This is a genomic window from Thermosipho sp. 1074 (assembly GCF_001999655.1).
Classification (GTDB): domain Bacteria; phylum Thermotogota; class Thermotogae; order Thermotogales; family Fervidobacteriaceae; genus Thermosipho; species Thermosipho affectus.
The window spans coordinates 15,766-41,548 of sequence record NZ_LBEX01000013.1 but is presented as its reverse complement, the minus strand read 5'-3'; the positions used below and the strand labels follow the sequence as shown (position 1 = coordinate 41,548).

Below are 25,783 nucleotides of genomic sequence, written 5' to 3'. Positions count from 1 at the left end.
GGTGATAGTATGGATATATTAGTTGCTCCTTTGATAGTAGGCCTTATATCTGCTGTACTTTCTGCTTTGATAGTTGTAGTGGATTCAATTGTAAATAATTATGGAGAAGTCGAGATTGACATTAACAGTGGTAAGAAAAAATTAAAAGTTCAAGGCGGAAGACCTCTTTTATTTACACTTGCATCTGAAAATATCTTTATTCCTTCAGCATGTGGAGGACGAGGAAGTTGTGGAGCTTGTAAGGTTAAAGTATTAAGCGATGTAGGAGAATATCTTCCAACAGAACTTCCGTATATGTCAAAAGAAGAAATTGCGCAAAATATAAGGTTATCTTGTCAGATAAAAGTAAAGAAAAATTTAAAAATTGAACTTCCAGAAGAATTATTTAATGTGAAGAAATTTAAAGGGACGGTTATCTCACTTGAAAATGTAACACATGATATAAAGGAGGTTAAGTTAAAGCTTTCGGAAGAAATAAATTTTAAAGCAGGACAATATGTTCAATTGGTAATTCCACCGTATGATAAAATAAAACAACCTATACAAAGGGCGTATTCAATTGCTTCAACTCCTAGTAAAAAAGATGAGATAGAGTTGTTAATTAGATTAGTACCAGGTGGTATCGCAACAACGTATGTTCATAATTATTTAAAGGAAGGAGATGTATTAGAGGTAATAGGTCCATTTGGGGAATTTTACATGAGGGATACAAAAAAGGATATGATATGTGTTGCAGGTGGTTCTGGTATGGCTCCAATAAAGTCTATTATTTTTGATATGTATGAGAGAAATATTTTAGACAGAAATGTGTGGTATTTCTTTGGAGCAAGGACAGAAAAAGATCTGTTTTATGTGGAGTTGTTTAGAAAACTTGAAAAGGTGTGGGATAAATTTCATTTTATTCCTGCACTTTCTGAGCCACAAAAAGATTGGGATGGAGAAGTTGGTCTTATAACGGATGTTATGGTAAAGTATTTGGAAACTGTGGTTGATAAGGAAACGGAAAAAGAAGGGTATTTATGTGGAAGCCCCGGTATGATAAATGCATGTGAGACTTTATTGAAAAAACATGGGATTAACGAGGTATATTACGATAAATTTGCATAAGGGGTTGAAAGTTATGAAAATGTCACCTGAGATGATTAAAGCCCAAGAGAACATGAAACCGGGCGTAATTACAGCTGATGGTTTTTTAGGAAATGATGATAGAAATATAGTGGATATTATAGCCGAAGATGAAAGGGAATTTGCAAAATTGGGAATGGATTTTGACGAGATTTCGAATATGATGAGTGAATTTTTAAATATTGGAGAAAAGGGATTGGGTGAACCTATCAAATACAAGGATTTTGAGATATTTGTATATGAAGCTAGAGGATTTATTCCTTGTCCATTTGAGGATGGAATTTTTAGGAAGAAGGTAGCTACTGTAAAAAATTTGAAAAATGGTGAAAAGATAATGTATAGTGAATTATCCATTCACCTTTTGAAAAAGCATCACTTTTTACAGGGAAAGGGTTCAAAATTTCGTTTGGAACCGAAAATCCTAAAGAAAGTCTTTTTGGGATAGTTTTTTGTATTCAAGTACTATTGTACCTTTTGAATTTAATACGTTGGTAGCGACTAATTTAAATGATGTTTTTGGAAAATTCAATTTTTGTGCATTCTCAAGTACAATAGGTTCGATTGTTATATATAGTTTATCTACAAACGGAAAAAAATCTTCAAACACCTTTTTTCCGCCTATAATCGCTGCAGAATGGATTTTTTGATTTTCCAAAAATTTTATAATTTTTTCTGGTGAGCCTTTAGTAAATATTATATTTTCTTTGTTTTCTTTTTTCTGAGTGGTAAGTATTATATTTAATCTATCTTTGAGAGGATGTCCTATACTTTCAAATGTTTTTCTTCCCATTATAACTGTTCCAATTTCTGTTGTAATCTTTCGAAAATGTTTTTTATCTTCTTTTGAACCCCAATTTATTGGATCATAGTCTTTTGTGGAAAATCCACCAAAAATGTCTGTTACAACTATCATTGAAAGATGCATGTTTTCACCTCCAGTATTATATTATTATTATTATGGTATAATATGAAAAGGGGGAAATATCATGGGAGACTTACTTGTTAAATTATACAACTTAAACTTTGAAATTCAAACACCAAATGGAATATTACTAAAAAGACCTATTGGTCCTGAGAAGATTTTTCTGGTTAATTGGATTGAGAAAAATTTTGGAAGATTATGGGCAAGTGAAGTAGATGTATCCTTTTCAAAACCCCCTATTTCAATGTTTGTTGCCTATGAAAATAAAACTAACAAGGTTGTAGGTTTCTCTTGCTATGACACGACTTGTAGAGGTTTTTTGGGACCTATAGGTGTTTTGAAGGAGTACAGAGGAAAAGGTATAGGCAAAATATTACTTTTTAAAACTTTGGAAGATATGTATAGAGTGGGGTATGCGTATGCAATAATTGGGGATGCAGGACCAGTGGATTATTACAAAAAAACTGTTGGAGCAATTGAAATTGAAGGTTCATCACCGGGAATATATAAAGATTTACTGGGTATGTGAGGAGAGATATATTGGTTTATATTGTTATTGTTTTCTTATTTTTCGTATTTTTGATTTTTAAAGACTATTTTTATGTATGTTTTAAGCTATCTTGTTTTAACCTTAATTTAAAATTACAGATAAAAAATAGATTTATTTCAGTACTTTACGAAATACTTCTAAAAAACCTGAGAAATGAAAAAGAAAATTTGTACAATGTGTTTGAATATATAAAAAAACTTCTTGGAGCAGATTCGTGGTCTTTTCTTTTTACACCGGAAAATAAGGAATGGAGGTTCTTACTTTGGTCATCTACTTTGGATGAAAAACCTCTTGAAATACTTGGAGAGTATTTCCAAAAACAATCACCGAATAACTTAAAAAAGATAATACTTTCAAAAGAATACTTTTATATTGAGGATGTAATAGGGAAGAGTTATTGGGTGGAAGTGAAAGAAATTTCCGTAAAGTCATGGGTGGGAATACCTTTAGTCTATAACGGAAAGGTTTACGGTATCTTAAATATTGATTGGTATAAGTTAAGAAGAAAGAAAAGTACAGATGATATCATATTTAAATCGATTACGGAAAATTTGTCATTTATTTTGTACAATTATTTAAAATTACACGAAAAAGTAAACGATGTAAATAGGGATATTTTAACAAACTTATATAGTAGAAAAGTACTTGATGATGTTTTAATTGAAAACTACACGCATATTTTGTTTATAGATTTAAACAAATTCAAAAATATAAACGATACGTATGGTCATTTAATGGGGGATGAAGTGTTAAGGATAATTTCAGAAAGAATGAAAAGGACAATAAAAAATGGTGATTTGCTTATAAGATATGGAGGAGATGAGTTTGTTTTACTTATTAATTCTTCTGAAGAAGGTGTAAAGGTATTGGTTAAAAGATTAAAAGAACATATTTCAAAAAGGATAAACATTGGAAATAAAGATATATGTATAGGTGTGTCAATAGGAATTCAAAAAGTTGTAAGTGGAAAGTCGTTGGATGAATTAATAAAACTTGCAGATGAGAAGATGTATGAAGATAAAAACAAAAAATTAAATTAGATTTTACTTTTGTATTCTCATAGAAACTTGACATAACTAAAATGATATGATATTATTTTAATCGGTTCGCAGCGATTGACCTGGTAGCTCAGCCGGTAGAGCACCTGACTTTTAATCAGGGGGCCGCGGGTTCGAATCCCGCCCGGGTCACCAGAGGGGCGAGAGTGGCGGAATTGGCAGACGCGCTGGACTTAGAATCCAGTGGGCTCGGCCCGTGTGGGTTCAAGTCCCACCTCTCGCACCAAAAAAAGTGTGCGGGTGTAGCTCAGTGGTAGAGCGCCTGCTTGCCAAGCAGGAGGTCGCGGGTTCAAATCCCGTCGCCCGCTCCAAAAAATGAAACGATAAGGTAAGAGGCTCCGTTTGGGGCTTTATTTTTTTGTTTTTTATCAAAAAATTAAATATCTATTATTTTTTTGCATAAAAAGAAAAACACCCCTTTATTGGTTTTATTTTGCCAATTCGGGGGTGTTTTTTTATGTTTGACGTAAAAGTTTTCTATTGTAATGTCGTAGGATCTACCTTTATACCAGGTCCCATTGTTGTTGAAAGTACTACTTTTTTTATAAATGTACCTTTTACAGCAGCGGGCTTTAAGTTTAACACTTGTTCGTATGCAGATTTTATGTTTTCCGTTAATTTTGCATTATCAAATGATGCTTTTCCTACTGGTATGTGTAGGTTTCCAGTTTTATCTGTTCTAATTTCCATTCTACCCTTTTTAAACTCCTTTACAGCGGAAGCTACATCATTTGTTACAGTCCCTGCTTTTGGATTTGGCATTAATCCTCTTGGACCAAGGATTTTACCCAATTTTCCTATTACCCTCATCATATCTGGAGTAGCTATTGCAACATCGAAATCTAAAAATCCTTCCTTTTGGATCTTTTCTACCAAATCTTCTGCACCGACATAGTCTGCACCGGCTTCTTTTGCTTCTTCTGCCTTGTCACCTTTAGCAAATACAAGTACTTTTACTTCTTTTCCTGTACCATGTGGTAGGGAAATGGTGCTTCTAATTTGTTGATCTGACTTTCTGTAGTCTATGTTTGTTTTAATGTGAAGTTCTACTGTTTCATCGAATTTTGCTGTAGCAACCTTTTTAGCAAGCTCTACTGCTTCATTTAAATCGTACTCTTTTGACCTATCAACTAACTTTTTGATTTCATTATACCTCTTGGAGTGCTTCGGCATTTTGCCTCCTCCTTCCTAAATATTTATTAGTCTACTACCTCAATTCCCATACTTTTTGCTGTTCCTTCAATTATTTTCATAGCCGCTTCAATGTCATTTGCGTTTAAATCTTCCTTCTTAATTTCGGCTATTTCTCTAATTTGATCCCTTGTAACCTTTCCGACAATCTTTCTCTTTGGTTCTTGGGATCCAGAATTTAACTTTGCCGCTTTCTTAAGTAAGAAAGAAGCTGGTGGTGTTTTTGTTATAAATGTAAATGATCTGTCTTCGTATACTGTAATAATAACCGGAATAATCATTCCTGCTTTGTCAGCTGTGGCTGCATTGAACTTTTTACAAAATTCCATCAAGTTAACACCACGCTGACCAAGTGCAGGTCCTACTGGGGGTGCCGGAGTAGCTTTTCCAGCTTCAAGTTGCAACCTGACTTGCGCAACTACTTTTTTTGCCATAATACAACCTCCTTTTTGTGGTTATAGGGTAAACCCTCCCACTGACTTAAACAACTTTTTCTACTTCGCTAGTATGAACAGTTACAGGGGTCTCTCTTCCAAATATGGTAACTGTAACTTTTAATTCATTGTGTTCTGGGTTAATTTCCTTTACAGTTCCTACAAAACCTTCAAATGGACCTGAGATAATTTTAACGGAATCACCAATTTCAAAATCAAATTCGATTTTTACTTCTTTTGCCTTTTCTTCTTTCGGTGTTTCTTCTATACCGGCGATTCTTAGTAATATTTGAGCTTCTTTATCACTTAAAGGAAGAGGTCTTCCACCAGAAGAAACAAAATCAATTATTCCAGGGACCGTTCTAACAAAATCCCAAAATTCATCGTTCATAATCATCTCTACAAAGATATAACCTGGAAACAATTTTTTAACCTTTACTTTTTGAACTCTAATTTCCTTTTTCGTTGGATAATCTGTTATCTCAATTCTTCCGGAGCTCTTTGCCATAATCTTTTTTGGTTCTGCTATTATTTGTCCTGCTTTTATATGAACCCCTTTTTTTACAACATCGGAATTAAAAGTGTCTATGGGAACAACATAAATATCTACTTCACTTACGGAATTTCTAACAACGATTCTTTTCATATTTTCGGTTTGAATAATTTTTCCATCGATTTCACATATTATTTCCCCATCAGAAGAAAGGGGCATTCCTTGTCTCACCATACCACCGACTTTTAATCCAGTAATAGGTTTATTCTTTTGAGGAATGACATATGTTTTAGTGAATTTTTTGTCTAAAGTTTCAATAACTATCTTTTTTGCATTTCTTACATCAGATACAATTCCATCTCTTCTTGCTCTAACAGAAGGTTCTTCCGCAAGTACATCTCCTTTTTTTACAAGATCACCATTTGATACAAAAATTTTCGCATTTAAAGATATAATATGCCTTTCGACTGATTTAGCCGAGGCATCGATAACTACTTCTTCTGGTAAAAGCACACAAGAAACAACGTGCTCAAGTCCTTGAGCCTTTACCTTTGCTTCCAAATTTTCTTTGGCAGATGTTTCGTATCCTGCCAAGGTTTGTAAAATATACCATCTTTTTTTCATTTATACCACCTCAAAATTTAGAAAAGCTTAAAGAGGGCGCTTAATGCACCTGAGAATATCAAATCAAGTGCAAAGAAATAGACACCGGTTACCAAAAGAATAATTAGAACAACGCCTGTTGCTCCCCATAACTCTTTTTTATTTGGCCAATGTGTCTTTTTTATTTCTGCTTTAACTTCTCTAAAAAATTTTCTAAGTTTTTCCATGCTATCTCCCCCATAAAAAAATTGGCAGGGGCGGCAGGACTTGAACCCGCAACACCCGATTTTGGAGACCGGTGCTCTGCCAGTTGAGCTACGCCCCTGCGTGTGGATTAAGCTTTTGTCTCGATATGTTGGGTGTGTTTGTTACATTTTGGGCAATATTTTCTAAGAGAGAGTTTTTCTTTTCTGTTTTTTTCGCGAGTCGTGTAATAATTTTTATTTCCACATTCTTTACATTTCAAAGCAACTTGTATTCTCATTTTTCCTTTCCCTCCTACTAAAAAAATCTGGTGGTGAGGGAAGGATTCGAACCTTCGAAGGCATTCTGCCAGCGGATTTACAGTCCGCCCCCTTTGGCCACTCGGGCACCTCACCACCCATATTTGGAGCCAGCGGAGGGACTTGAACCCTCAACCTATTGATTACAAATCAATCGCTCTACCGGTTGAGCTACGCTGGCTCGCCGCGAGTAATATTATATCTTATTTCAAAGAACTTGTCAATACTTTACGTATGGTAGGAGTGCCATATGTCTTGCCCTTTTAATTGCCGTTTTAACCATTCTTTGGTGTTTTGCACAATTTCCAGTAAGTCTTCTTGGAACTATCTTTTCCTTTTCAGTTAGAAATTCCCTTAAAAGTTTTGTATCTTTGTAATCAACGTATTCAACTTTTGCCTGACAAAGCTTACATACTTTTACTCTCTTTTTCCTTCTATATTTCATACGTATTACCTCCTTTTTTTCAAAGATCAAAACGGTGGTTCGTCATTATCGTTTTCATCGAATAATTCATCGTATTCTACTACACTTTCATCTGTGCTTTCGTTGATAACGTCACTTTTCTTTTCCATAAAAACAACCTGATCAGCCCAAATTTCAGGTGTACTTCTATTTTGTCCATCACTTGTTTGCCATCTATTTATCCTTAATTTCCCTTCGACAAGTACTAATCTTCCTTTTGTTAAATAATTTTGTGCAAACTCTGCTAATTTATTAAACGTAACGATTCTTATAAAGTCTACATCATCGTTTCTTATTCCTCTATTTACCGCAAGCGTGAAATTAACAACCAAGGTACCATTTGTCGTTTGTCTTGCTTCAGGATCCCTAGTTAGCCGCCCAACAAGGACGACCTTGTTATAATTCACTCTTCCACCTTCTCAGGATTCTCAGACACCTCTACTTTCTTTGATTGCTTACGCTCTTTTTTTTCAAGGTCTATTCTTCTGAATGTTTGCCATCTCAAAAACTCAGGTCTTACCTTGAAATAAGATTCAAGACTCGTAAGTTCTAATCCCTCTCCTCTGAAATAAACCACGGTATAATCTGCTTCGTTATACTTTTTAAGTGGATATGCTGTTTTCCTTATACCCCATCTGTCTACGTTGTCAACTTGCGCGCCGAGTTTTTCTTTTAAAAACTCTACAACACCGTTTGCAATATTTTCTCGTTCTTCCTCGGTAATATCTGGTTTTACAATAAACATTGTTTCGTAAATCCTCATTTTTACACCTCCTCCCTCGGACTATTAAGGTCCCGCAAATTCCTTGCGGAACGGGACTTCAGAAATAAAGGGAGCTTAAGCTCCCTTTCTGGTGGGCTCGGGAGGAATCGAACCCCCGACCATCCGGTTATGAGCCGGACGCTCTGCCAACTGAGCTACGAGCCCACTTCCTTTTGGAGGCGACGGTGGGATTTGAACCCACGAATAGGGATTTTGCAGACCCCCGCCTTAGACCGCTTGGCCACGTCGCCTCGCAAGTCACATTTTAACATAATATGTTCTTGATGTCAATAACTTTTTTTAACTAATTAGTTTAAATTTTGTGATATAATTTTTTGGGTGATGTGTGGTGAAAGAAAATAAAAATTTTGATTTAGTAGTGTTTCTTTTCATGGTAATTTTAATGATTTTTGGTCTTTTAAACCTGTATAGTGTTTCAAAGACACTTTTTTTAAAACAGCTTATTTGGGATTTTTTAGCTGCATTTGGCGCTATATCTGTATATTTTTTAAAAGAGAATTTTTTACGTAAAATGATATTTTTGCTTTATTTTTTATCAACTATTTTACTTTTAGCTGTGTTATTTTTTGGAACAAGAATATATGGTTCAATTAGATGGTTTAGAATTTTTGGAGTTTCTTTTCAACCATCTGAACTTTCAAAACTTACTTTGATACTTTTATTAAGTTATATCTTTTTAAAAAGAGATGTAAAAAGTATATTTATTTCTATTGTAGCTACATTAATTCCCGTTTTTCTTATCTTAAAGGAACCTGATTTGGGAATGACGATTTTGCACTTGTTTATTTGGTTTATATTGTTGTATTTTTCAGGAGTATCTTTAAAGATAATATTACCACTTATAGGAACGGGTTTTACTATGATACCTATTGTATACTTTTTTTTCTTGAAAGATTATCAGAGAAACAGGATTTTATCATTTTTAAATCCTGAAAAATACGCAAAAGGTGCGGCATACAACGTTATAATGTCAAGGAGTGCGATAGGGTCTGGTGGATTATTTGGAAATGGATATCTAATTTCACCAGCTGTTAAAGGATATTATGTGCCAAAAATGGAAACGGATTTTATATTTTCCGCAATAGGAGAGCAGTTTGGTTTTTTGGGAAGCGTAGTATTATTGAGTGGATATATTTTAATAGTCTTAAGGGTTTTTTCAAAAATGAAATACTATAAAGATGATTATTGGAAATTAGTTTCTGTTGGGATTCTCGCTGTTTTTGTTTTTCACGTATTTGAAAATATCGGTATGAACATAGGTATAATGCCAGTTACAGGTATCCCTTTACCTTTTATCAGTTATGGTGGGACATCTACGTTTATTTTTGGATTAATGGTGGGTTTTTTGCTAAAGGCACTGGCGCTTGTAGATAAAAGCAGGAAGGTGGTTTGATGAGGAGAAAAAAAGAATCAATTTGGCCTTTTTTGATTGTGCTATCTATTGTTTTGATTTTTGTAATAACTGTGTTTTTTGCATTTGGTAATTTTTTTAGATACAGGAAAATATTAAATGACTATAATGCGCTGAAAAATTACGTAAACAAAAAACTTGAAAGTTATGAAGTAAAGATAAAGGATTTGGAGTCAAAATTAGGCCCCAATTCCATAGTTGATAAATACATTCTTTCGGTTAATTACTTAAGAAATTTTGGCGCAGACCTAGAGCAAGTTTTAAACAATATTTACGATGAACCGGGAACAGGTTACTTTATGGTCTTTGTGGTTGGTCAGGAATCTAGTTGGTTTACCGTTAAAAGAGGCAAAAAGACGTATTTTTCAAGAGAACTTTTACCAGGTCTTTCAAAATACAAATTTTATTATTTTAAAGAACCTAGAATAAAGACAGATTACGATATTGTAGTAACACCCGATGTGGATATAGTTGTGGGAAAAGCGGGAAAGGTATACCTTTTATTCTATGGAGTAGGATCTTCTTACCATCCTACAAAAGTGGTGCACATTACCGATATGACTGTTAGTAATTTAAAAAAGACGTATAATCTATACGTTCCAGGTAGATAAGGGAGGATGAAAAGGTGTATTTGCAGGATATAATAAGGAGATTAGATGAATTTTGGGCTAATCAAGGTTGTTTTATAGACCTTCCGTACGATATGGAAATGGGTGCAGGTACGTTTCACCCTTCAACTTTTTTTGGAGTTTTGAGAAAAAGAGACTGGAAGGTGGCATTTGTTCAGCCAAGTAGAAGACCTACAGATGGAAGGTATGGGGAAAACCCTAACAGAATGCAAAGATTTTTGCAATACCAAGTTATATTAAAACCAAATCCCGAAGATTCACAGGAGATATATTTAAAATCTCTTGAAAGTATTGGAATAAATCCAAAAGATCATGATATCAGGTTTGTAGAAGACAATTGGGAATCTCCTACACTTGGAGCGTGGGGAATAGGTTGGGAAGTTTGGTTAGATGGTATGGAAATTACCCAATTTACCTATTTTCAACAAGTAGGTGGAATTTCTTTAAGAAAAATACCACTTGAGATAACGTATGGGATTGAGAGAATAGCTATGTATCTACAAGGTGTGAATAATGTCTATGATGTAATGTGGAATAAAGATGTAAAATACGGTGAACTATTTTTGGAAAATGAAAGACAATTTTCCGTGTACAATTTTGAAAAAGCAGATGTAGAGAAATTGTTCAAGTTATATGAAATATACAGAAAAGAATTTGAAGCTTTAATAGAAGATAATCTCTTTTTACCTGCTTATGAACAATTGATCAAGTGTTCGCATACATTTAATTTACTTGATGCTAGAAATGTAATTAGTGTTGCACAGAGGCAAAATTACATAAGGGATATTAGAAGTATGGCGACATTGTGTGCAAAAAGATTTATAGAGTACGAGGAAGGTGAGGAGTAATGTATATATTTGAAATAGGTCTCGAGGAACTTCCTACAACAGAGGTAAATAACATTTTGATACAACTTTATCAAAAGGTTAAGGATTTTTTTGAAAGCGAAGGGTTAAATTACGAAGGTTTAACAGTTTTTTATGCTCCAAGAAGGTTTGGTTTTTTTGTCTTAAAAGTGGACGAAAAACAAAAGGATAAGATAATTGAAAGAAGAGGACCTTCAAAAAATATAGCTTTTGACGAAAACAACAATCCTACAAAGGCGTTAAATGGTTTTTTAAAATCAAATAATGCAAGTATTGAGGATATAAAGATTAAAGATAACTACGTATTTATATCAAAGAAAATTGAGGGAAAAAGCGCAAGAGAATTGTTAAAGGAAAAAATCCCTGGAATTATTTACAGCCTTAGTTTTAAAAAGCCGATGAGATGGGGGGACGGAAGATTTTCCTTTGTTAGAGTTCCGCATTGGGTTTTATCCGTTTACAATGGAGATGTTTTGGAATTTGAATTGTTTGGAATAAAAGCATCCAATAGAACGTATGGACATAGGTTTGTAGAAAATAACATTGTGGAAATAAAAGGAGTGGAAGATTATCTTGAAAAGTTAAGGGAATTAAAAGTAATAGCATTGCATACGGAACGAAAGGAGAAAGTTCTTGAAAGTTTGAAAAAATACAAGTCAAGCCTAGATGATGATTTAATAAATGAAGTAGTAACTTTAACGGAATATCCCATTTTACTTGAGGGAAGATTTTTGGAGAAATATCTTTCACTTCCTGAAGAGCTAATCACAACTACAATAAAGCATCATCAAAGATCGTTTACTGTATATGAGAATGACAAAATTACAAATAAGTTCCTTTCTTTTATTGATTCACCAAATGGTAAAATAGAGTTAATAAGAAAAGGGTATGAAAAGGTTGTCAATGCGAGATTAGAAGATGCAAGGTATTATTACCAAAAAGATTTAAAAAAACCCCTTGAGAAGTTTAATGAGAGTTTGAAAGATATAGTTTTTCAAAAATCACTTGGAACTCTAATGGATAAAGTTGAAAGAATTCAAAAAATTTCGGAGAAATTATCAGATGATTTAAAAATAGATTTTTCAGATAAAAAGAGGGTTTTAAGAACAGCTTATTTATGTAAAGCAGATATTGCATCTAATGTGGTATACGAATTTCCTGAATTGCAAGGTGTAATGGGAAGAATATATGCGCTAAAAGATGGAGAAGATTACAATGTGGCATTGGGAATAGAAGAACATTACAAAGATGTTCCAAAAAATGTTTCAGGCGCAATAGTTGCCATAGCGGATAGGTTAGATACAATTGTGGGAAATTTCATAGTGGGTAATATTCCCTCTGGATCAAAGGATCCTTTTGGATTGAGAAAAAAGGTGGATACGATATTTGATATTGCTGTACATTTTTCTTGGGATATAGATTTAGAAGAACTTATAAAATTTTCTTCTTCGTTATTTGAAAAAGAAATCCCGAAAGAATTATTTGAATTTTTTGAAACAAGATACGAATTATTTAACACATCCGCAAGGTATGATATTGCAAGAGCTGTAAAAAAATTCTGGAAAAGACCGCTTAGGGGAAGATTAATTGCTGATGCGTTAATGAACATTGTGGATAAAGAAGAATTTAAAACACTTCTTACGGGGTTTGAGAGAGTTCACAATATATCCAAAAAACACAATTCATTCGATTTTGATAGTACAAAGTTTCTCGATAAAGCGGAAAAAGATTTATTTAACAAATATATCGAAGTAAAGCCAAAAGTTTTAGAATCATTGGAAAAATTAGATTTCAAAGCGGCGCTTTCTTATTTAATAGAATTTAGAACATATATAGACAATTATTTTGATAACGTCTTTGTAATGACTAAACAGGATGATATACGTATGAACAGATTAGCATTTTTAAAAAATCTTGATAAACTGTTCTTAAAACTTGGTGATTTGAATTTAATTGAGAAAAAATGATATAATGAGTTGTGGGAGGTGAAATAATGAGAGATATGACAAAACAGTTTTTAGAAGCTGCTTTTGCAGGTGAATCCATGGCACATATGAAATACTTGATTTTTTCGGAAGAGGCGGAAAAGAAGGGGTTAATAAAGCTTTCGAAACTTTTTAAAGCTATTGCATATGCTGAGTATGTTCATGCCAAAAATCACTTTAAGGTATTAAAAAAACTCTCCGATGATATGAAAGAAAATGTACAAAGCTGTATTGATGGAGAGACTTTTGAAATCGAGGAGATGTATCCCGTATACAAAAATGCAGCGGAATTTCAAGAGGAAAAGGAAGCGGTAAGAAGCACAAATTATGCACTTGAAGCGGAAAAAATACACGCAGAGATGTACAAGAAAGCCAAAGAGTTAGTTGAAAAAGGAGAAGATTATCCTGCAGAAAAGATTTATATATGTCCAATCTGTGGATATACAGTAGAAGATGAAGCACCTGAAAAGTGTCCTGTATGTGGTGCTCCTAAAGATAAATTTGTGGAATTTTAAGAATAAGGGGGAATCCCCCTTATTATTTTGGAGGTGGTTAAATGTGGAAGAAAATAACCGTATGGATAGTTTTAATTGTTATTATCTTAATCTTTTTGGGAACAGGAGTATATCAAGTAGGGCCTTCTGAAGTTGCTTTGATAAAGACATTTGGTAAATATACACATTCAACGGGACCAGGTATGCATTATCATTTACCTTATCCAATACAGTCTCATGTTATTGTTGATGTAGAGACAATAAGAAAGGAAGAAATAGGGTTTAGAACTATTGAATCGCGCAGTGGTGTAAGTTATAGAACAATTCCCGAAGAATCTTTGATGTTGACAGGTGATGGAAATATTATTAGTGTAGAAGTTGCGGTGCAGTATAAGATAAAGGACCCGGTAAAGTTTGCATTTAACATAATTAATGGAAAGAATATAGTGCGGTTTACTACTGAATCTGTTTTAAGGGAAAGGGTCGCGGTAAGGAATATTGACGATGTTCTAACCGTTGAAAGGGATAAAATTGCCATAGAAACTGCAGAAGAAGTACAAAAAATTCTAGATGAATACGAATCGGGAATTTTGATTAACAAAGTGTATTTACAAGAAGTTGCTCCTCCCAATCAAGTAGTAGAGGCATTTGACGATGTTAACAATGCCAAACAGGATAAAGAAAGGTTTATAAACGAAGCAAATAGATATGCAAATGATATAGTACCTAAAGCAGAAGGTGAAGCAGAACAGATACTAAGAAAGGCCGAAGCCTATGCAAAGGAAAAAATATTAGAAGCAGAAGGTGAAACAAATAGGTTTTTAAGCGTTTTAAAAGAATACGAAATAGCACCAGATATTACAATGAAAAGATTGTTAATTGAAAAGTTAGAAGAGGTATTTTCAAATACGAAGAATGTATTTGTGTTAGATGACAGTGGAGCGTTGAAGTTGTTAGATGTCAACGAGTTGATTGGTGGTGGTACAAAATGAAAAAGTCAATTACGTTTATTTCAATATTAGTGATTGCTTTGATCTTTTTATCCCTCTCCATGTTTGTTGTAGATCAAACACAACAGGCAGTAGTGTTAAGGTTTGGACAGATTCTAAAGGTTTATCCAACACCTGGTGTTCATTTTAAAATGCCGTTTGTGGATAATGTGGTAAAGTTTGAAAAGAGGATATTGTTGTACGATATAGAACCTGAAAAGATAATAACGCTGGATAAAAAAACGCTTATTGTAGATACGTATGCCTTGTGGAAAATAAATGATGCCAAAAAATTTATTGAAACCATGAAAACAATTTTTCTAGCAGAATCAAGGATAGATGATATAGTATATTCTCACATAAGAAATGTCTTTGCAAAGCACACTTTTGATGAGATTATTTCCGATAAGAGGGCAAATTTTTTGAAAGAAGTTACGTTGCTTTCAAGAGAAGATTTAAAGGATTTTGGAATAGAAGTTGTTGATGTTAGGGTGAAGCATGCGGATCTTCCGACTGAGAATGTTAGGTCGGTGTATGAAAGAATGAAAGCAGAAAGGTATAGTATAGCTGCGCAAATCAGAGCAGAGGGGCAAAAAGAGGCACAAAAGATACGTGCAGAAGCGGATAAAAAGGTTACCGTTATTTTAGCCCAAGCAAAGAGTCAAGCGGAAATTATTAAAGGTACAGGAGAAGCCAGTGCAACGAAAATATATGCGTTGGCGTTCAAGAAAAATCCGAAATTTTTTGATTTATGGAGAAGCTTAAGTGCATACGATGAAATTTTTAAAGATGGAACGATAATATTCGGAAAGAATTTGGAGATATTTAAGTACATTTTTGGTGTAAAATAATAGGGGAGGTTCCCCCTATTATTCTTTTAAAGAGGTGTAAAGTATGGATATATTGGAAAAGGTGCAGTCGATATTTTCACATATGAAAGTCGTTGAATTTATGAATAGCGATGTTATTTATGTTTTACCCAATAGGACAATTGCACAGGTTAAGGAAATATTGAGATTAAAAAGGATATCAGGGGTACCAGTTGTAAACAGCCAGAAAGAGGTTATAGGGATTATCAGTATTGAGGATATAATAAGGAGTATTGAAAAAAATCAGCTTGAAAGTCTTGTTGAAGAGCAAATGACCAAAAGAGTTGTTACTGTTAATTTGGATGATACTTTAAGAGATGTTATAGAATTATTTGAAAAATACGGATATGGTAGATTTCCAGTTGTAGACAAAATTGGAAAGTTAGTGGGAATTGTGACGAAAAATGATATTTTGAAGGCGGTTGCATTAAAATTGGGTATTTTGTATTTACACGATGAAAGAAGAAAAAAAGCCCTCGATGAAGATGTGGAAAAATCACTAATTACAGGAGTTAATATAAATAAAAATGACAGTGATTTTTATTTTAAAATAGATTATTACGACATTAATTCTATTGGAATAGGTGCAGCGCAATTGAAAAAATTTCTTCTTTCAAAAGGAATAGAAGAAAAACTTGTAAGACGTATTGCAATAAGTGTGTATGAAGCAGAGGCAAATGTTGTGATTCATAGTGGAAGTACAGGTGAAATTTACTGTTTTATTAAAGATGATAGTATTGTTGTAAGGATAGAAGATAAGGGAAAAGGTATAGAAAATTTAGAACTTGCAATGAAAGAGGGATTTTCAACGGCACCTGATCACGTAAGAGAGCTTGGATTTGGTGCTGGTATGGGACTTCCAAATATAAAAAGATATTCGGATAAAATGGTAGTTTTGTCCGAAAAGGATAAAGGTGTAATTGTTGAAATTATCTTTTTTAGAGCTTGAGATTTGGAATAGCATCTATGTGAATATTTGATTTTCCATCAAACAATTTATATCCCGCCATAGCTATCATTGCGGCATTATCCGTACAAAAGTCAAGTGGTGGTATAAGTATGTTTATCCCCAATTTTTGTGCCTTTTCTTGTGCTTTTTTTCTAAGGTATTTGTTTGCCGCAACTCCACCTGCAAGCACTACCGTATGGATATCTTTTTCTTGTGCGGCTTTAAAAGTTTTGTGCAAAAGTATTTCCGTTACAACCTTTTGGAAAGAGGCGGCAATATCAGCAACTGGAATGTCGTCTAATTTTCTTACAGTGTATAGTACGGAAGTTTTAAGTCCTGAAAAACTGAAATTGTAATCTTTGGAGTTGTACAAAGGTTTTGGGAAATTGAATTTGTTTTCATTTCCAAATTTTGCTATCTTTTCAATCTCAGGACCACCGGGATATCCTAATCCCAATATTCTTGCAACTTTATCAAATGCTTCACCTGCGGCGTCATCCAAGGTTTTTCCCAAAACTTCTATTTTATCTTTTGTTACTTTCAAAATTTCAGTATGACCTCCCGATACCATTAATACTATAAAGGGTGGGGTGAGCTCTGGATATGTAATGTAATTTGCATACACGTGTCCAATAATATGGTTAACACCGAATATAGGCTTGTTTAATTTCAAAGCAAGACCCTTTGCAAAAGATATCCCAACGAGTAATGCACCAATTAGTCCAGGGCCTTGTGTTACTGCGATCAAGTCTATATCTTTTAGTGAAATATTTGCTTTTTTTATTGCCGTTTTAAAGATGATCGGTAAATTTGAAAGGTGGTGTCGCGCCGCAACTTCGGGTACAACACCACCAAATTTTTTATGTATTTCAACTTGCGAGGATACTATGTTGCTTAGGATTTTTCCATCTTTTAATATAGCAACTGAGGTTTCATCGCAAGAAGTTTCTATACCCAAAACAATCATTTATGCAGACTCCTTGACTATAAGTTTTGGTTTTTCCTTTTTTGTAACGCATGCTTCATTTACTATAATCTTTTCTATGTTTTTGAGATCAGGTAATTCAAACATTACGTCTATCATTACCTCTTCAAATACACTCTTTAATGCACGTGCTCCTGTTCCCCTATTTGTTGCTCTTTTTGCAATAGCATAGAGCGCATCTTCGGTAACTTCAAGCTCAACGTTATCGATTAAGAACAATTTTTTGTATTGTTTTAAAATGGCATTTTTAGGTTCTGTAAGTATCTTTACCATTTCCTTCTCTGAAAGGTCTTCAAGTGTGCCAATAACGGGGAATCTTCCAACAAATTCTGGAATTAATCCATATTGTACTAAATCTTCAGGGGTTATATGTGAAAGTATTTCACCAAGTTTCATTTCTTTTTTACTTTTTATTGGAGCGTTAAAACCTAGAGCGCTGCTTTGTATTCTCCTTTTTATAATTTCTTCAATCCCATCAAATGCTCCACCTACTATGAATAGTATATTTGATGTGTCTACTTTTAGGAATTCTTGATACGGATGTTTCCTGCCACCTTGTGGTGGGACGTTGGCTATAGTACCTTCCACGATCTTTAATAGTGCCTGCTGTACCCCTTCTCCTGATACATCTCTTGTTATAGATGGGTTTGGGGATTTCCTTGCAATTTTGTCTATTTCGTCTATGTATATAATACCGTATTGTGCGCGTTCTACATCGAAATTTGTAACTTCAAGTAACCTTAGGATAACATTCTCCACGTCTTCACCAACGTATCCTGCTTCAGTAAGCGGAGTAGCATCTGCTATTGCAAAGGGCACATCAAGTATCTTTGCAAGTGTTCTTGCAATTAAGGTTTTTCCACTTCCCGTGGGGCCTATCAATATTACGTTTGATTTTTCTATTTCTACATCGTCAAAATCTAAGTTTGAAAAAACTCTCTTATAATGGTTGTATACGGCAACAGAAAGTATTTTTTTAACCCTTTCTTGACCAATGACGTATTTATCAAGTTCTGCTTTTATTTGTGATGGTTTTGGAAGTTCTTCTCTTTCCCTCTTTTGAGGGATTGCTTGTTTTTCTTCATAAAGTATGTCGTGGAAGATTTCCACACAATCGTTGCATATGTATACATTTCCGGGTCCGGCTATTAGCTTTTCTACCTTGTCTGCAGATCTCCCACAAAAGGAACAAAATTTTTGTGCCATATTTTTTCCTCCTTAAAATAATTCATCATAATTCTATCATAAAAAATTGATAGTGTGTTTCTAAGGTGTATCTTATTTTTTTCAAGATAATAAACACCCTATATAATTTTAAAGAGGTGTGAATTACACGCATTATCATCAGTTGCACCAAATTTCTTTATATGTGGAAATTTTTGAGAAAGTTTGCATGCAATATTAGGCTCAAGTGATTTTGGACCATTTATGAGTATTGCACCGATAATTTCTACATAGGGGTGTGAAGTGATATAATCTATATGCCAAAAGAGTTTTTTCTCTTTTAAAGTATGTCTTTTTATCCTTTGTTCTAGATTATTCTGAGCAGAACCTACATAAACGTATAGTCCATTTTTTATTTTAATTTCTCCAAGAGATCCAACTTTTACTTTAATGTCTTTTTTTACTGTTATAAAGAGTAAATATATCCCTTTTTTCATTAATATCACCACTAATAATTATAATATAAATAAGGGGGAGAAAAAACATGTACATTTTTGTAGATTACGATGGAACTTTAATAAAAAACGATGAAAAGGAGTTTATGAAAGAATATTTTAAGTTACTCTCAGATTTTTCCAATATAGATTCAAAAAAGTTGATGGTTTTGGTAATGGAAAGTATAAATGAAATTTTGTCCAATTTAAATACTTCCAAGAATTTATTTGAAAGGTTTTTGGATGAGATTTCTAATAAAAGTAATCGGTCAAGAAAATATTGGAAAGATTTATTTTTTGAGTTTTACGATGAAAAATTTTTGAATTTGAAAAAAATAATAAGAAAAAATCAATTTTTGGTGGACTTAATAGAGAACACAAATAACAAGGTTATTTTTGCTTCAAATCCACTTTTTCCAAAAGTTGCAGTGGAAAAAAGAATTGAATTTGTAGATTTAAACCCAGGTGATTTTTTCTATATAACTTCTATGGAAAATGCGCACTATGCAAAACCAGACCCTAGATTTTTTGAAGAGATAATACAAACTTTATCTATCAGCCCAAAAGATTGTGTTATGATAGGTGATTCTGAAAATGACAAGGCGTGTGAAAAAGTAGGTATAAAATTTATCCATGTTGATGAAAAAGAAAAGATAAAAAAGGCATTTTTGAATGTTGATTATTCTAAAGTTATAGGAAAAATAAGAAAGAATGAAGAGCAAAAATTGGCCGTTATGTGTTATGCAGAATACAATGACAAAGTGTTATTTATTTCTAGAAACAAAGAACCATTTGCAAACTTTTTGGTACCACCTGGTGGAAAGGTGGAAAATGGGGAAGAAATTGAGAAAGCAATGGTAAGAGAATTTTTTGAGGAAACGGGATTGAAGTTACATAATTTGAGGTTGAGAATGGTGACTACCGAAATTGGTCCTAAAAATTACAATTGGATCTTATTTGTCTTTAGAGGAGATGTATTTTCAAATGATGTAAAAGAGAGCGATGAAGGAAAACTACTTTGGATCAAAAAGGAAGATATTTTAAATGCAAACCTTACGGATATAGACAAACATTTAATACCGGATATTTTTTCAGATGAAAATGTAAAAATTGTCGAAATTGTATACGATGAAGATAAAAATTGGAAAATTTTGTCTAAAAAAGATTTATTGACATTGCTTTAATATATGTTAAAATATTTAATGCGATGCCGAGGTGGCGGAATTGGGAGACGCGGTTGACTCAAAATCAACTGGGGTTGACGCCCCATGCGGGTTCGAGTCCCGCCCTCGGCACCAAAAACAAAAGAGCCGGAAGCATCCGGCTCTTTTTTTATTTTTCCGAGTCATCCAAGAAGCCTTAACACAGACCAAGCAGATACGTTTGACTGGGTGGAGAGTGAGAGAAGGTTTTGAGTTAATATATTATTTTTAGTTATTTCCAGCAACGTTTTTGCTATATCTGTATCGTGTATTATACTTGCATTTGATGTAATATTTTCAAGGGCACTTGCTGCAACAGAACCATGTTGTTTTAGAGAATTTACATGTGCACCTATGTTGCTCCTTATATTTGATATATTAGAAGTAATATCATCTATTTTTTTTAATGTGCTTTGCGCATTTTCCACACTTAGTAAGTTTGAATCTTCAAGTGTTGTAGGGGTTACATCTGGAATTGTTATACTTTCCGATTCACCATTTGGATTTATGGTAATTTTTAGATTCTCAATTTCACCATTTAAAAGCTGTTTGTTATTAAATTGGGTATTTTTAATCGTATCATTAATCTGATTTAACAATTGATTGTATTCCTCGTTTAGAGCGGAACGTTCGTTTTCTGTCAATGTTCCATTTGAGGCCTGCAGTGCAAGTTCCCTCATTCTTTGTAGGTTATCTTGGATTGACGAAAGAGCAGAATCTGCTGAATTTAACATATCTACACCACTGTAGATATTTTCAATTACTTTTCCATATCCTTCTATTTGGCTTTTCATCCTTTCATATATTGTTGCCCCTGAAATATCCGATGTAAGAAGCTTTTGTGCATCACTTACTTCAGCTAGGTTTGTTCTGTTTTGGTTTTGAATCGATAAAAGCCGGTGGGTGATCCATAAATTGATGTTGTTGTTTATTCTCATTTTTTCACCCCCTTTTCCGTATAATTTTGACTAAAGTAGATATTATTTTGTTCTATGTTATAATACCTTGGGGGGAGAGAAGATTAAAAAGGTAATCTATAGCGTATTTTTAGCATTAGCTTTGTATTTTTTTATTTCTTTTTTGTTAAATATTTCGCCACCAAAAGAGAGAATGGATTTAAACTTTGATCTTTCTCTTCCTTTTTATAATGCAACTGGAAAAGCAAAGAGTGTTACTCTAAAGTCCCACTTTAAGAATGTGGGATATGATACTTTAGTGATTAATCGCATTTCGGGAAATATGTTGAAAGTATATTTAAATGGAGAGCTTGTATATAAGTTTGGTGATGAAACTGCTAATATTTGGAATAAAGTTTTTAAGATAGAATTGAAAAATTTAAAAGAAGAAAATGAGCTAATTATTGAGATTTTCGGAATATACGATGTGGGTTTGGCAAATATTCCATTTCTAACAAATTACAAAATAGCAACAAGGTATGTTATATACAAGGAGTTTTTCAAAGAAAAATTTGTTTATATTTCAATTGGTATAAGTTTGATTTCGGCTATTGTTTCGTGGATTTTTGGAAGTTCTATTAAAGATAGAAATTTGAAAATTTCATACTTAAGTTTTGGAATTTTTTTGCTTTTTACCGCTTTGCATCTTTTTCATTTTGGTGTACGTGAAACTATGTTTAACCCAAATTTTTATCTTCTGTTTTTAAAGGTAATCTCTCTTGCAACGTATAGCTCTATAGTTTTTTACATTTATGCTGTTGAAGTGTATGAAAGAAATTTTTTCGTTTCAAAATGGATAGTTTACGTATTTGTGCCTATTTTATTTTTAGTTTCTATGTCGTATGATTTTGTTTTTTATGTGAAAATAACGCAAATTTCAAATATTATTATGATTTTCTTTTTAATATATGCTGCAATTAGAGTGTTTTATTTAAAAGTTGAGTGGTTGTACTTTTCTTCTGTTTTTTCCGCAATATCTGTTATCCATACAATTATTTTGTTGTTTTATCCTTCTGTAAGGGAATTGCTTACAGGATATGCATTTTCAGCATCTGCAATTTCTGTTATCATTATGATTTCTAGAGATTTTAAAAGAGTAGTATTAGAACATAGTCTTTTAACAGAAGAAGTGTTAACTGATCCTTTAACCGGGGCATACAATAGAAAGATAATTGATAAGTTGAGACCCGGTGGGTGTTTTATTTTAATAGATTTGAACGATTTTAAGGGGCTAAATGACAGATATGGACACGAATATGGGGATAGGGTACTAAAAGATTTTTCCAAGATAGTTGTAGAAAATTTACCAGAAAAGGATTATTTTATAAGACTTGGTGGAGATGAATTTGCCATAATAACGTATTTTGAGGATCCAAAAGATTTAATAGAAAAAATTAGACTACAGGTGAAACGTAAAATAAATTTGGATTTTTCCTACGGTATTTCACAATATAGTCAATTTGAGAGGGCGTATAAAAAAGCAGATGAAAAATTATACAAAATGAAAAGGCAAAAATCGTTAAAATATAAAAATAAAATGTGATATAATTTAAATAGAAAGTTAATAGATTTTAGGCAGGAGAATAGGAGATGCCATATACCACATATGTGGTATATGGCTCTTTTTGTTATGGAGGTGTTATTATGAAAATCTTTATTGTAGGTGCAGGCATTTCAGGTAGTCTTATAGCTAGAGAACTTTCAAAGTACGATGTTGAAGTACATATTGTTGAGAAAGCACCTGATATTGGTTGGGGTGTTACAAAGGCAAATTCTGCGATAGTACATGGAGGGTACGATGATCCACCTGGATCAGTGCGGGCAATGTTTGCATCATATGGAAACAAGCTTTACGATGATCTAGCAAAGGAGTTGGATGTTAGTTTCAAACGTGTGGGATCATTTGTTGTGGCGTTTAAAGAAGAAGATGTAGAGTATTTAAAAGAGTTAAAAAAGAAAGGAAGAGAAAACAAAGTAGAAGACTTGGAAATCTTGGAAAAAACAGAATTAAAGAAGAAGGAGCCAAATTTAAGTGATAAAGTCATTGCCGCTTTGTGGTGTCCCACTGCAGGTATAACTGAGCCGTGGGATGTGGCGATGGCTGCAATTGAAAATGCAGTTGAAAATGGTGCTATGCTACACCTTGGTGAAAGTGTAAAAGATATTGTAGTAAAGGATGGGAAAGTTTCAAAAATTATTACGGATAAGGCAGAGTATAAAGTTGATGTGATAATAAATGCAGCGGGATTGTTTGCAGATGAAATTGCAAAGATGGTGAAAGTCGCAAATTTTGAAATATTTCCCAGAAAAGGAGAATATATATTATTAAACAAAAAATTAAAAGGACTTGTAAATAGTGTCATCTTTCCAACGCCTACTAAAAAATCAAAAGGAATTCTTGTTGTGCCAACGGTAGATGGTGGAATCTTGTTAGGTCCTAACGCAGTTGATCTACCAAAGGAGAAGAAGTACGATTTATCAACGACAAGGGAAGGATTAGACGAGGTATATGTGAAATCAAAAAAATTGGTACCAAAGATTGATATTTCATATACAATAAAAACATTTGCGGGTTTAAGACCTGAGACAAAGGAGAAAGACTTTATTATTGGACCTACAAAGGTTTGGGGATTTGTAAATGTTGCGGGTATAAGATCCCCAGGACTTACTGCTGCACCTGCAATAGCTAAATATGTAGTGGAAAAGATTTTTCCAGAAGACCTAAAGATTAATTTACAAAGAAAAAAACATTTTAATCCTTATAGAAAGAAGATACCGAATATAAAAGAGGTTGGATTAGAAGAGTGGGAAAAATTGGTGAAAAAAGATCCAAGATTTGGAAGAACAGTATGCTTTTGTAATAATGTTTCAGAAGGAGAGATAGTAGAGGCGATTAGAAGGGGCGCAAGAACTTTGGACGGTGTTAAATTTAGAACTAGGGCATCTTTTGGAAGATGCCAAGGTGGTTTTTGTAGTTTGAAGATTATGGAAATAATTTCTAGAGAGTTAAATATCCCCATAGAAGAAATAAAATTAAATTATGAAAAATCCTGGATAATGGATGGCAAGGTGAGAGTATGAGAAGAGAAAAGGTGGATGTGTTAATCGTAGGTGGTGGTGCAGCAGGCCTTGCTGCTGCAATTTCGGCTACAAAAGAAGGTGTTAAAACTGTATTGTTGGAACGTGATAGGAGTACTGGAGGTGTTTTAAACCAATGTATACACAATGGATTTGGATTACACGTTTACAAAGAAGAACTAACAGGTCCAGAGTTTATGGAAAGAATGTGGGATGAATTAAAGGAAGATGTTATACGCCCTAATTACACGGTTTTGGAGATAAAACCAAAGACAAGAGAAGTTGTAACTTTATCTGAAGAGGGATTAGTTATTTTTGAAGTAAAGGCCCTTGTTATGGCAACTGGAGCAAGAGAAAGACCTCTTAGTTCTTTGCAAATACCTGGTTCAAGGGTAGCTGGTGTATACACTGCAGGTGTGGCACAGAAAATGGTGAATATTTATAACAGATTGCCAGGTAGAAAAGTTTTAATTGTAGGATCAGGCGATATAGGACTTATTATGGCAAGAAGGTTGAAAATAGAGGGAATGGATGTTGTAGGTGTAGTGGAAATTATGCCAGAACCAGGTGGACTTATTAGAAATGTTGTACAATGTTTGGAGGATTTTGAAATACCACTTTGGTTGAGTCATACAATAGTTGAAATTCATGGGGCTCAGAGACTTAATGCGGTAACTATTGCAAAAGTAGATGAAAATAAAAAGCCTATACCAGGTACGGAAAGAAGAATCAAAGTGGATACGTTGGTTACTTCGGTGGGATTAATCCCACAAAATGAGTTAATAGAAGGGTTTGTTGAAATGGATCCCATAAATAGAGGTCCTATAATAGATGAATTTATGAGAACTAGTATTAAGTGGATATTTGCAGCGGGAAATAACGTGGCTATCCATGATCTTGTAGACTTTGTATACGAAGAGGGAAAAATAGCAGGGTATTATGCGGCACTAATTTCAAAAGGCGAAAGATTACCAAATTCAGATAAAAGGTTTTTAAGGGGGCAAAATGTAGGAGTATTACTTCCGCAAAGATTTTCACAAGAAAAATCTTTCAAAATTTATTTAAGGCCTCTAAAGAGTTTTAAGAAATCCATTTTAAAGTTTGATAATAAAGTAATAAGGAAATTTAATTGGCGGATTAGACCAAGTGAGATGATAGATTTAGTTGTAAAGGATTTTAACAATTTTGGTCCAAATGTCACCGTGGAGGTGAATGAAATTGATTAAAAAAATGACATGTATATCGTGTCCTATTGGTTGTGAGTTGACGGTATTTGTAAATGGTGAAATAAAAGTTGAGGGTAATCGTTGCCCAAGGGGGTTGGAATATGCAAAAAATGAGGTTACTAATCCAAAAAGAATACTTACTATTAGTGTAAAAGTTGAAGATGGGGTAATGGAACTTGTTTCTGCAAAAACTGATAAACCAGTTCCAAAGAAAATGTTGCATGAGATAATAGAATATATTAAAGGTTTGAAAATAAAAGCTCCAGTAAAGCGAGGTGATATAATAATTAATGATATATTGTCAACGGGCGCAAATCTTGTTGCCACACGAACAGTGTTAAAAAAGGATTGAAAAAGCAA

General features: G+C 33.5%; 30 protein-coding genes and 9 tRNA genes. 21 read left to right on the top strand and 18 right to left on the bottom strand.

Going from position 1 to position 25,783, the window contains the following annotated elements; genetic code table 11:
• The first annotated feature begins 9 nt into the window (after positions 1 to 9).
• Positions 10 to 1,107 carry an NADH:ubiquinone reductase (Na(+)-transporting) subunit F gene (locus tag XO08_RS03785; protein WP_075665709.1) on the top strand — a complete coding sequence of 366 codons (1,098 nt, stop codon included), beginning with the start codon at positions 10 to 12 and terminating at the stop codon, positions 1,105 to 1,107.
• A gap of 13 nt (positions 1,108 to 1,120) precedes the next feature.
• The gene (locus XO08_RS03780) at positions 1,121 to 1,570 is read left to right on the top strand and encodes a hypothetical protein (RefSeq protein ID WP_075665708.1); all 450 of its coding nucleotides are present in this window, start codon (positions 1,121 to 1,123) and stop codon (positions 1,568 to 1,570) included.
• Here the strand turns inward: XO08_RS03780 and XO08_RS03775 are convergent.
• On the bottom strand, positions 1,547 to 2,050 hold the full coding sequence (locus tag XO08_RS03775) for a dihydrofolate reductase (protein ID WP_075665707.1): 504 nt from the start codon (positions 2,048 to 2,050) through the stop codon (positions 1,547 to 1,549). The genes XO08_RS03780 and XO08_RS03775 overlap by 24 nt on opposite strands.
• 61 nt (positions 2,051 to 2,111) lie before the next feature.
• Here XO08_RS03775 and XO08_RS03770 point away from each other — a divergent pair, with 61 nt between their 5' ends.
• From XO08_RS03770 to XO08_RS03750, 5 genes are all read left to right on the top strand, one after another.
• Positions 2,112 to 2,576 (top strand): GNAT family N-acetyltransferase, encoded by a 465-nt coding sequence (locus XO08_RS03770; protein WP_075665706.1) that lies wholly within the window; start codon positions 2,112 to 2,114, stop codon positions 2,574 to 2,576.
• 11 nt (positions 2,577 to 2,587) lie between these two features.
• On the top strand, positions 2,588 to 3,637 hold the full coding sequence (locus XO08_RS03765; RefSeq protein ID WP_075665705.1) for a sensor domain-containing diguanylate cyclase: 1,050 nt from the start codon (positions 2,588 to 2,590) through the stop codon (positions 3,635 to 3,637).
• Positions 3,638 to 3,714: 77 nt separating this feature from the next.
• Positions 3,715 to 3,790, top strand: a tRNA-Lys gene (locus XO08_RS03760).
• Between the two features lie 5 nt (positions 3,791 to 3,795).
• A tRNA-Leu gene (locus XO08_RS03755) sits at positions 3,796 to 3,881 on the top strand.
• A gap of 10 nt (positions 3,882 to 3,891) precedes the next feature.
• Positions 3,892 to 3,966: transfer RNA gene (locus XO08_RS03750), tRNA-Gly, on the top strand.
• Between the two features lie 166 nt (positions 3,967 to 4,132).
• On the opposite strand, the gene rplA is transcribed toward XO08_RS03750, so the two are convergent.
• The 13 genes from rplA to XO08_RS03685 all read right to left on the bottom strand — a co-directional run bounded on the left by rplA (position 4,133) and on the right by XO08_RS03685 (position 8,356).
• Positions 4,133 to 4,828: a 50S ribosomal protein L1 gene (rplA, locus tag XO08_RS03745; RefSeq protein ID WP_075665704.1), complete on the bottom strand. Its 696-nt coding sequence runs from the start codon at positions 4,826 to 4,828 to the stop codon at positions 4,133 to 4,135.
• A gap of 26 nt (positions 4,829 to 4,854) precedes the next feature.
• Positions 4,855 to 5,280, bottom strand: coding sequence for a 50S ribosomal protein L11 (rplK, locus tag XO08_RS03740; RefSeq protein ID WP_075665703.1), 426 nt, complete (start codon positions 5,278 to 5,280; stop codon positions 4,855 to 4,857).
• A 46-nt stretch (positions 5,281 to 5,326) separates the two neighbouring features.
• Positions 5,327 to 6,397 (bottom strand): transcription termination/antitermination protein NusG, encoded by a 1,071-nt coding sequence (nusG, locus tag XO08_RS03735; RefSeq protein ID WP_075665702.1) that lies wholly within the window; start codon positions 6,395 to 6,397, stop codon positions 5,327 to 5,329.
• A 17-nt stretch (positions 6,398 to 6,414) separates the two neighbouring features.
• Positions 6,415 to 6,603, bottom strand: a complete 189-nt coding sequence (gene secE, locus XO08_RS03730) for a preprotein translocase subunit SecE (RefSeq protein WP_075665701.1) — start codon at positions 6,601 to 6,603, stop codon at positions 6,415 to 6,417.
• 22 nt (positions 6,604 to 6,625) lie between these two features.
• A tRNA-Trp gene (locus XO08_RS03725) sits at positions 6,626 to 6,701 on the bottom strand.
• A 9-nt stretch (positions 6,702 to 6,710) separates the two neighbouring features.
• On the bottom strand, positions 6,711 to 6,860 hold the full coding sequence (rpmG, locus tag XO08_RS03720; RefSeq protein WP_075665700.1) for a 50S ribosomal protein L33: 150 nt from the start codon (positions 6,858 to 6,860) through the stop codon (positions 6,711 to 6,713).
• Between the two features lie 28 nt (positions 6,861 to 6,888).
• Positions 6,889 to 6,975, bottom strand: a tRNA-Tyr gene (locus tag XO08_RS03715).
• A 9-nt stretch (positions 6,976 to 6,984) separates the two neighbouring features.
• Positions 6,985 to 7,060: transfer RNA gene (locus XO08_RS03710), tRNA-Thr, on the bottom strand.
• Between the two features lie 39 nt (positions 7,061 to 7,099).
• The gene (gene rpsR / locus XO08_RS03705) at positions 7,100 to 7,324 is read right to left on the bottom strand and encodes a 30S ribosomal protein S18 (RefSeq protein ID WP_077198092.1); all 225 of its coding nucleotides are present in this window, start codon (positions 7,322 to 7,324) and stop codon (positions 7,100 to 7,102) included.
• Between the two features lie 26 nt (positions 7,325 to 7,350).
• On the bottom strand, positions 7,351 to 7,749 hold the full coding sequence (locus tag XO08_RS03700; RefSeq protein WP_077287294.1) for a single-stranded DNA-binding protein: 399 nt from the start codon (positions 7,747 to 7,749) through the stop codon (positions 7,351 to 7,353).
• Positions 7,746 to 8,105, bottom strand: coding sequence for a 30S ribosomal protein S6 (gene rpsF, locus XO08_RS03695; RefSeq protein ID WP_077287292.1), 360 nt, complete (start codon positions 8,103 to 8,105; stop codon positions 7,746 to 7,748). Before rpsF ends, XO08_RS03700 begins: the two co-directional genes overlap by 4 nt.
• Positions 8,106 to 8,194: 89 nt before the next feature.
• A tRNA-Met gene (locus XO08_RS03690) sits at positions 8,195 to 8,270 on the bottom strand.
• A gap of 9 nt (positions 8,271 to 8,279) precedes the next feature.
• A tRNA-Cys gene (locus tag XO08_RS03685) sits at positions 8,280 to 8,356 on the bottom strand.
• 98 nt (positions 8,357 to 8,454) lie between these two features.
• Between XO08_RS03685 and XO08_RS03680 the strand changes: the two genes are divergently transcribed.
• The 8 genes from XO08_RS03680 to XO08_RS03645 are packed head-to-tail and all read left to right on the top strand — an operon-like array spanning position 8,455 to position 16,318.
• A complete protein-coding gene (locus XO08_RS03680) occupies positions 8,455 to 9,519 on the top strand; it encodes an FtsW/RodA/SpoVE family cell cycle protein (RefSeq protein WP_077287290.1) in 1,065 nt (354 codons plus the stop codon).
• Positions 9,519 to 10,148: a hypothetical protein gene (locus XO08_RS03675; RefSeq protein ID WP_075665695.1), complete on the top strand. Its 630-nt coding sequence runs from the start codon at positions 9,519 to 9,521 to the stop codon at positions 10,146 to 10,148. The genes XO08_RS03680 and XO08_RS03675 overlap by 1 nt, the downstream gene beginning before the upstream one ends.
• Before the next feature lie 14 nt (positions 10,149 to 10,162).
• Entirely contained in the window at positions 10,163 to 11,014 is an 852-nt protein-coding gene (locus tag XO08_RS03670; protein ID WP_077287288.1) for a glycine--tRNA ligase subunit alpha, read from the top strand.
• The gene (glyS, locus tag XO08_RS03665) at positions 11,014 to 12,999 is read left to right on the top strand and encodes a glycine--tRNA ligase subunit beta (protein WP_075665693.1); all 1,986 of its coding nucleotides are present in this window, start codon (positions 11,014 to 11,016) and stop codon (positions 12,997 to 12,999) included. Before XO08_RS03670 ends, glyS begins: the two co-directional genes overlap by 1 nt.
• A 26-nt stretch (positions 13,000 to 13,025) precedes the next feature.
• A complete protein-coding gene (locus XO08_RS03660) occupies positions 13,026 to 13,532 on the top strand; it encodes a rubrerythrin family protein (protein WP_075665692.1) in 507 nt (168 codons plus the stop codon).
• Between the two features lie 41 nt (positions 13,533 to 13,573).
• Positions 13,574 to 14,503: an FtsH protease activity modulator HflK gene (hflK, locus tag XO08_RS03655; protein ID WP_077287286.1), complete on the top strand. Its 930-nt coding sequence runs from the start codon at positions 13,574 to 13,576 to the stop codon at positions 14,501 to 14,503.
• Positions 14,500 to 15,351, top strand: a complete 852-nt coding sequence (gene hflC, locus XO08_RS03650; protein WP_075665690.1) for a protease modulator HflC — start codon at positions 14,500 to 14,502, stop codon at positions 15,349 to 15,351. Before hflK ends, hflC begins: the two co-directional genes overlap by 4 nt.
• Before the next feature lie 43 nt (positions 15,352 to 15,394).
• On the top strand, positions 15,395 to 16,318 hold the full coding sequence (locus tag XO08_RS03645) for a CBS domain-containing protein (protein ID WP_075665689.1): 924 nt from the start codon (positions 15,395 to 15,397) through the stop codon (positions 16,316 to 16,318).
• Here the strand turns inward: XO08_RS03645 and tsaD are convergent.
• The 3 genes from tsaD to XO08_RS03630 all read right to left on the bottom strand — a co-directional run bounded on the left by tsaD (position 16,308) and on the right by XO08_RS03630 (position 18,964).
• Positions 16,308 to 17,285, bottom strand: a complete 978-nt coding sequence (tsaD, locus tag XO08_RS03640; protein ID WP_075665688.1) for a tRNA (adenosine(37)-N6)-threonylcarbamoyltransferase complex transferase subunit TsaD — start codon at positions 17,283 to 17,285, stop codon at positions 16,308 to 16,310. The genes XO08_RS03645 and tsaD overlap by 11 nt on opposite strands.
• Positions 17,286 to 18,509, bottom strand: coding sequence for an ATP-dependent Clp protease ATP-binding subunit ClpX (clpX, locus tag XO08_RS03635; protein WP_075665687.1), 1,224 nt, complete (start codon positions 18,507 to 18,509; stop codon positions 17,286 to 17,288).
• Between the two features lie 98 nt (positions 18,510 to 18,607).
• On the bottom strand, positions 18,608 to 18,964 hold the full coding sequence (locus XO08_RS03630; RefSeq protein ID WP_075665686.1) for a DUF123 domain-containing protein: 357 nt from the start codon (positions 18,962 to 18,964) through the stop codon (positions 18,608 to 18,610).
• 47 nt (positions 18,965 to 19,011) lie between these two features.
• Between XO08_RS03630 and XO08_RS09390 the strand changes: the two genes are divergently transcribed.
• Positions 19,012 to 20,145 carry an HAD-IA family hydrolase gene (locus XO08_RS09390; RefSeq protein ID WP_232218219.1) on the top strand — a complete coding sequence of 378 codons (1,134 nt, stop codon included), beginning with the start codon at positions 19,012 to 19,014 and terminating at the stop codon, positions 20,143 to 20,145.
• 25 nt (positions 20,146 to 20,170) lie between these two features.
• A tRNA-Leu gene (locus XO08_RS03620) sits at positions 20,171 to 20,259 on the top strand.
• Positions 20,260 to 20,306: 47 nt separating this feature from the next.
• On the opposite strand, the gene XO08_RS03615 is transcribed toward XO08_RS03620, so the two are convergent.
• Positions 20,307 to 21,101: a flagellin gene (locus tag XO08_RS03615; RefSeq protein ID WP_075665685.1), complete on the bottom strand. Its 795-nt coding sequence runs from the start codon at positions 21,099 to 21,101 to the stop codon at positions 20,307 to 20,309.
• 172 nt (positions 21,102 to 21,273) lie between these two features.
• Here XO08_RS03615 and XO08_RS03610 point away from each other — a divergent pair, with 172 nt between their 5' ends.
• The 4 genes from XO08_RS03610 to XO08_RS03595 all read left to right on the top strand — a co-directional run bounded on the left by XO08_RS03610 (position 21,274) and on the right by XO08_RS03595 (position 25,775).
• Complete coding sequence (locus XO08_RS03610; protein WP_143609919.1) at positions 21,274 to 22,662, top strand: GGDEF domain-containing protein; 1,389 nt, start codon at positions 21,274 to 21,276, stop codon at positions 22,660 to 22,662.
• A 101-nt stretch (positions 22,663 to 22,763) separates the two neighbouring features.
• The gene (locus XO08_RS03605) at positions 22,764 to 24,200 is read left to right on the top strand and encodes an NAD(P)/FAD-dependent oxidoreductase (protein ID WP_077287281.1); all 1,437 of its coding nucleotides are present in this window, start codon (positions 22,764 to 22,766) and stop codon (positions 24,198 to 24,200) included.
• A complete protein-coding gene (locus XO08_RS03600) occupies positions 24,197 to 25,423 on the top strand; it encodes an NAD(P)/FAD-dependent oxidoreductase (RefSeq protein ID WP_077287279.1) in 1,227 nt (408 codons plus the stop codon). The genes XO08_RS03605 and XO08_RS03600 overlap by 4 nt, the downstream gene beginning before the upstream one ends.
• On the top strand, positions 25,416 to 25,775 hold the full coding sequence (locus XO08_RS03595; protein ID WP_077287276.1) for a DUF1667 domain-containing protein: 360 nt from the start codon (positions 25,416 to 25,418) through the stop codon (positions 25,773 to 25,775). The genes XO08_RS03600 and XO08_RS03595 overlap by 8 nt, the downstream gene beginning before the upstream one ends.
• Positions 25,776 to 25,783: the final 8 nt, after the last annotated feature.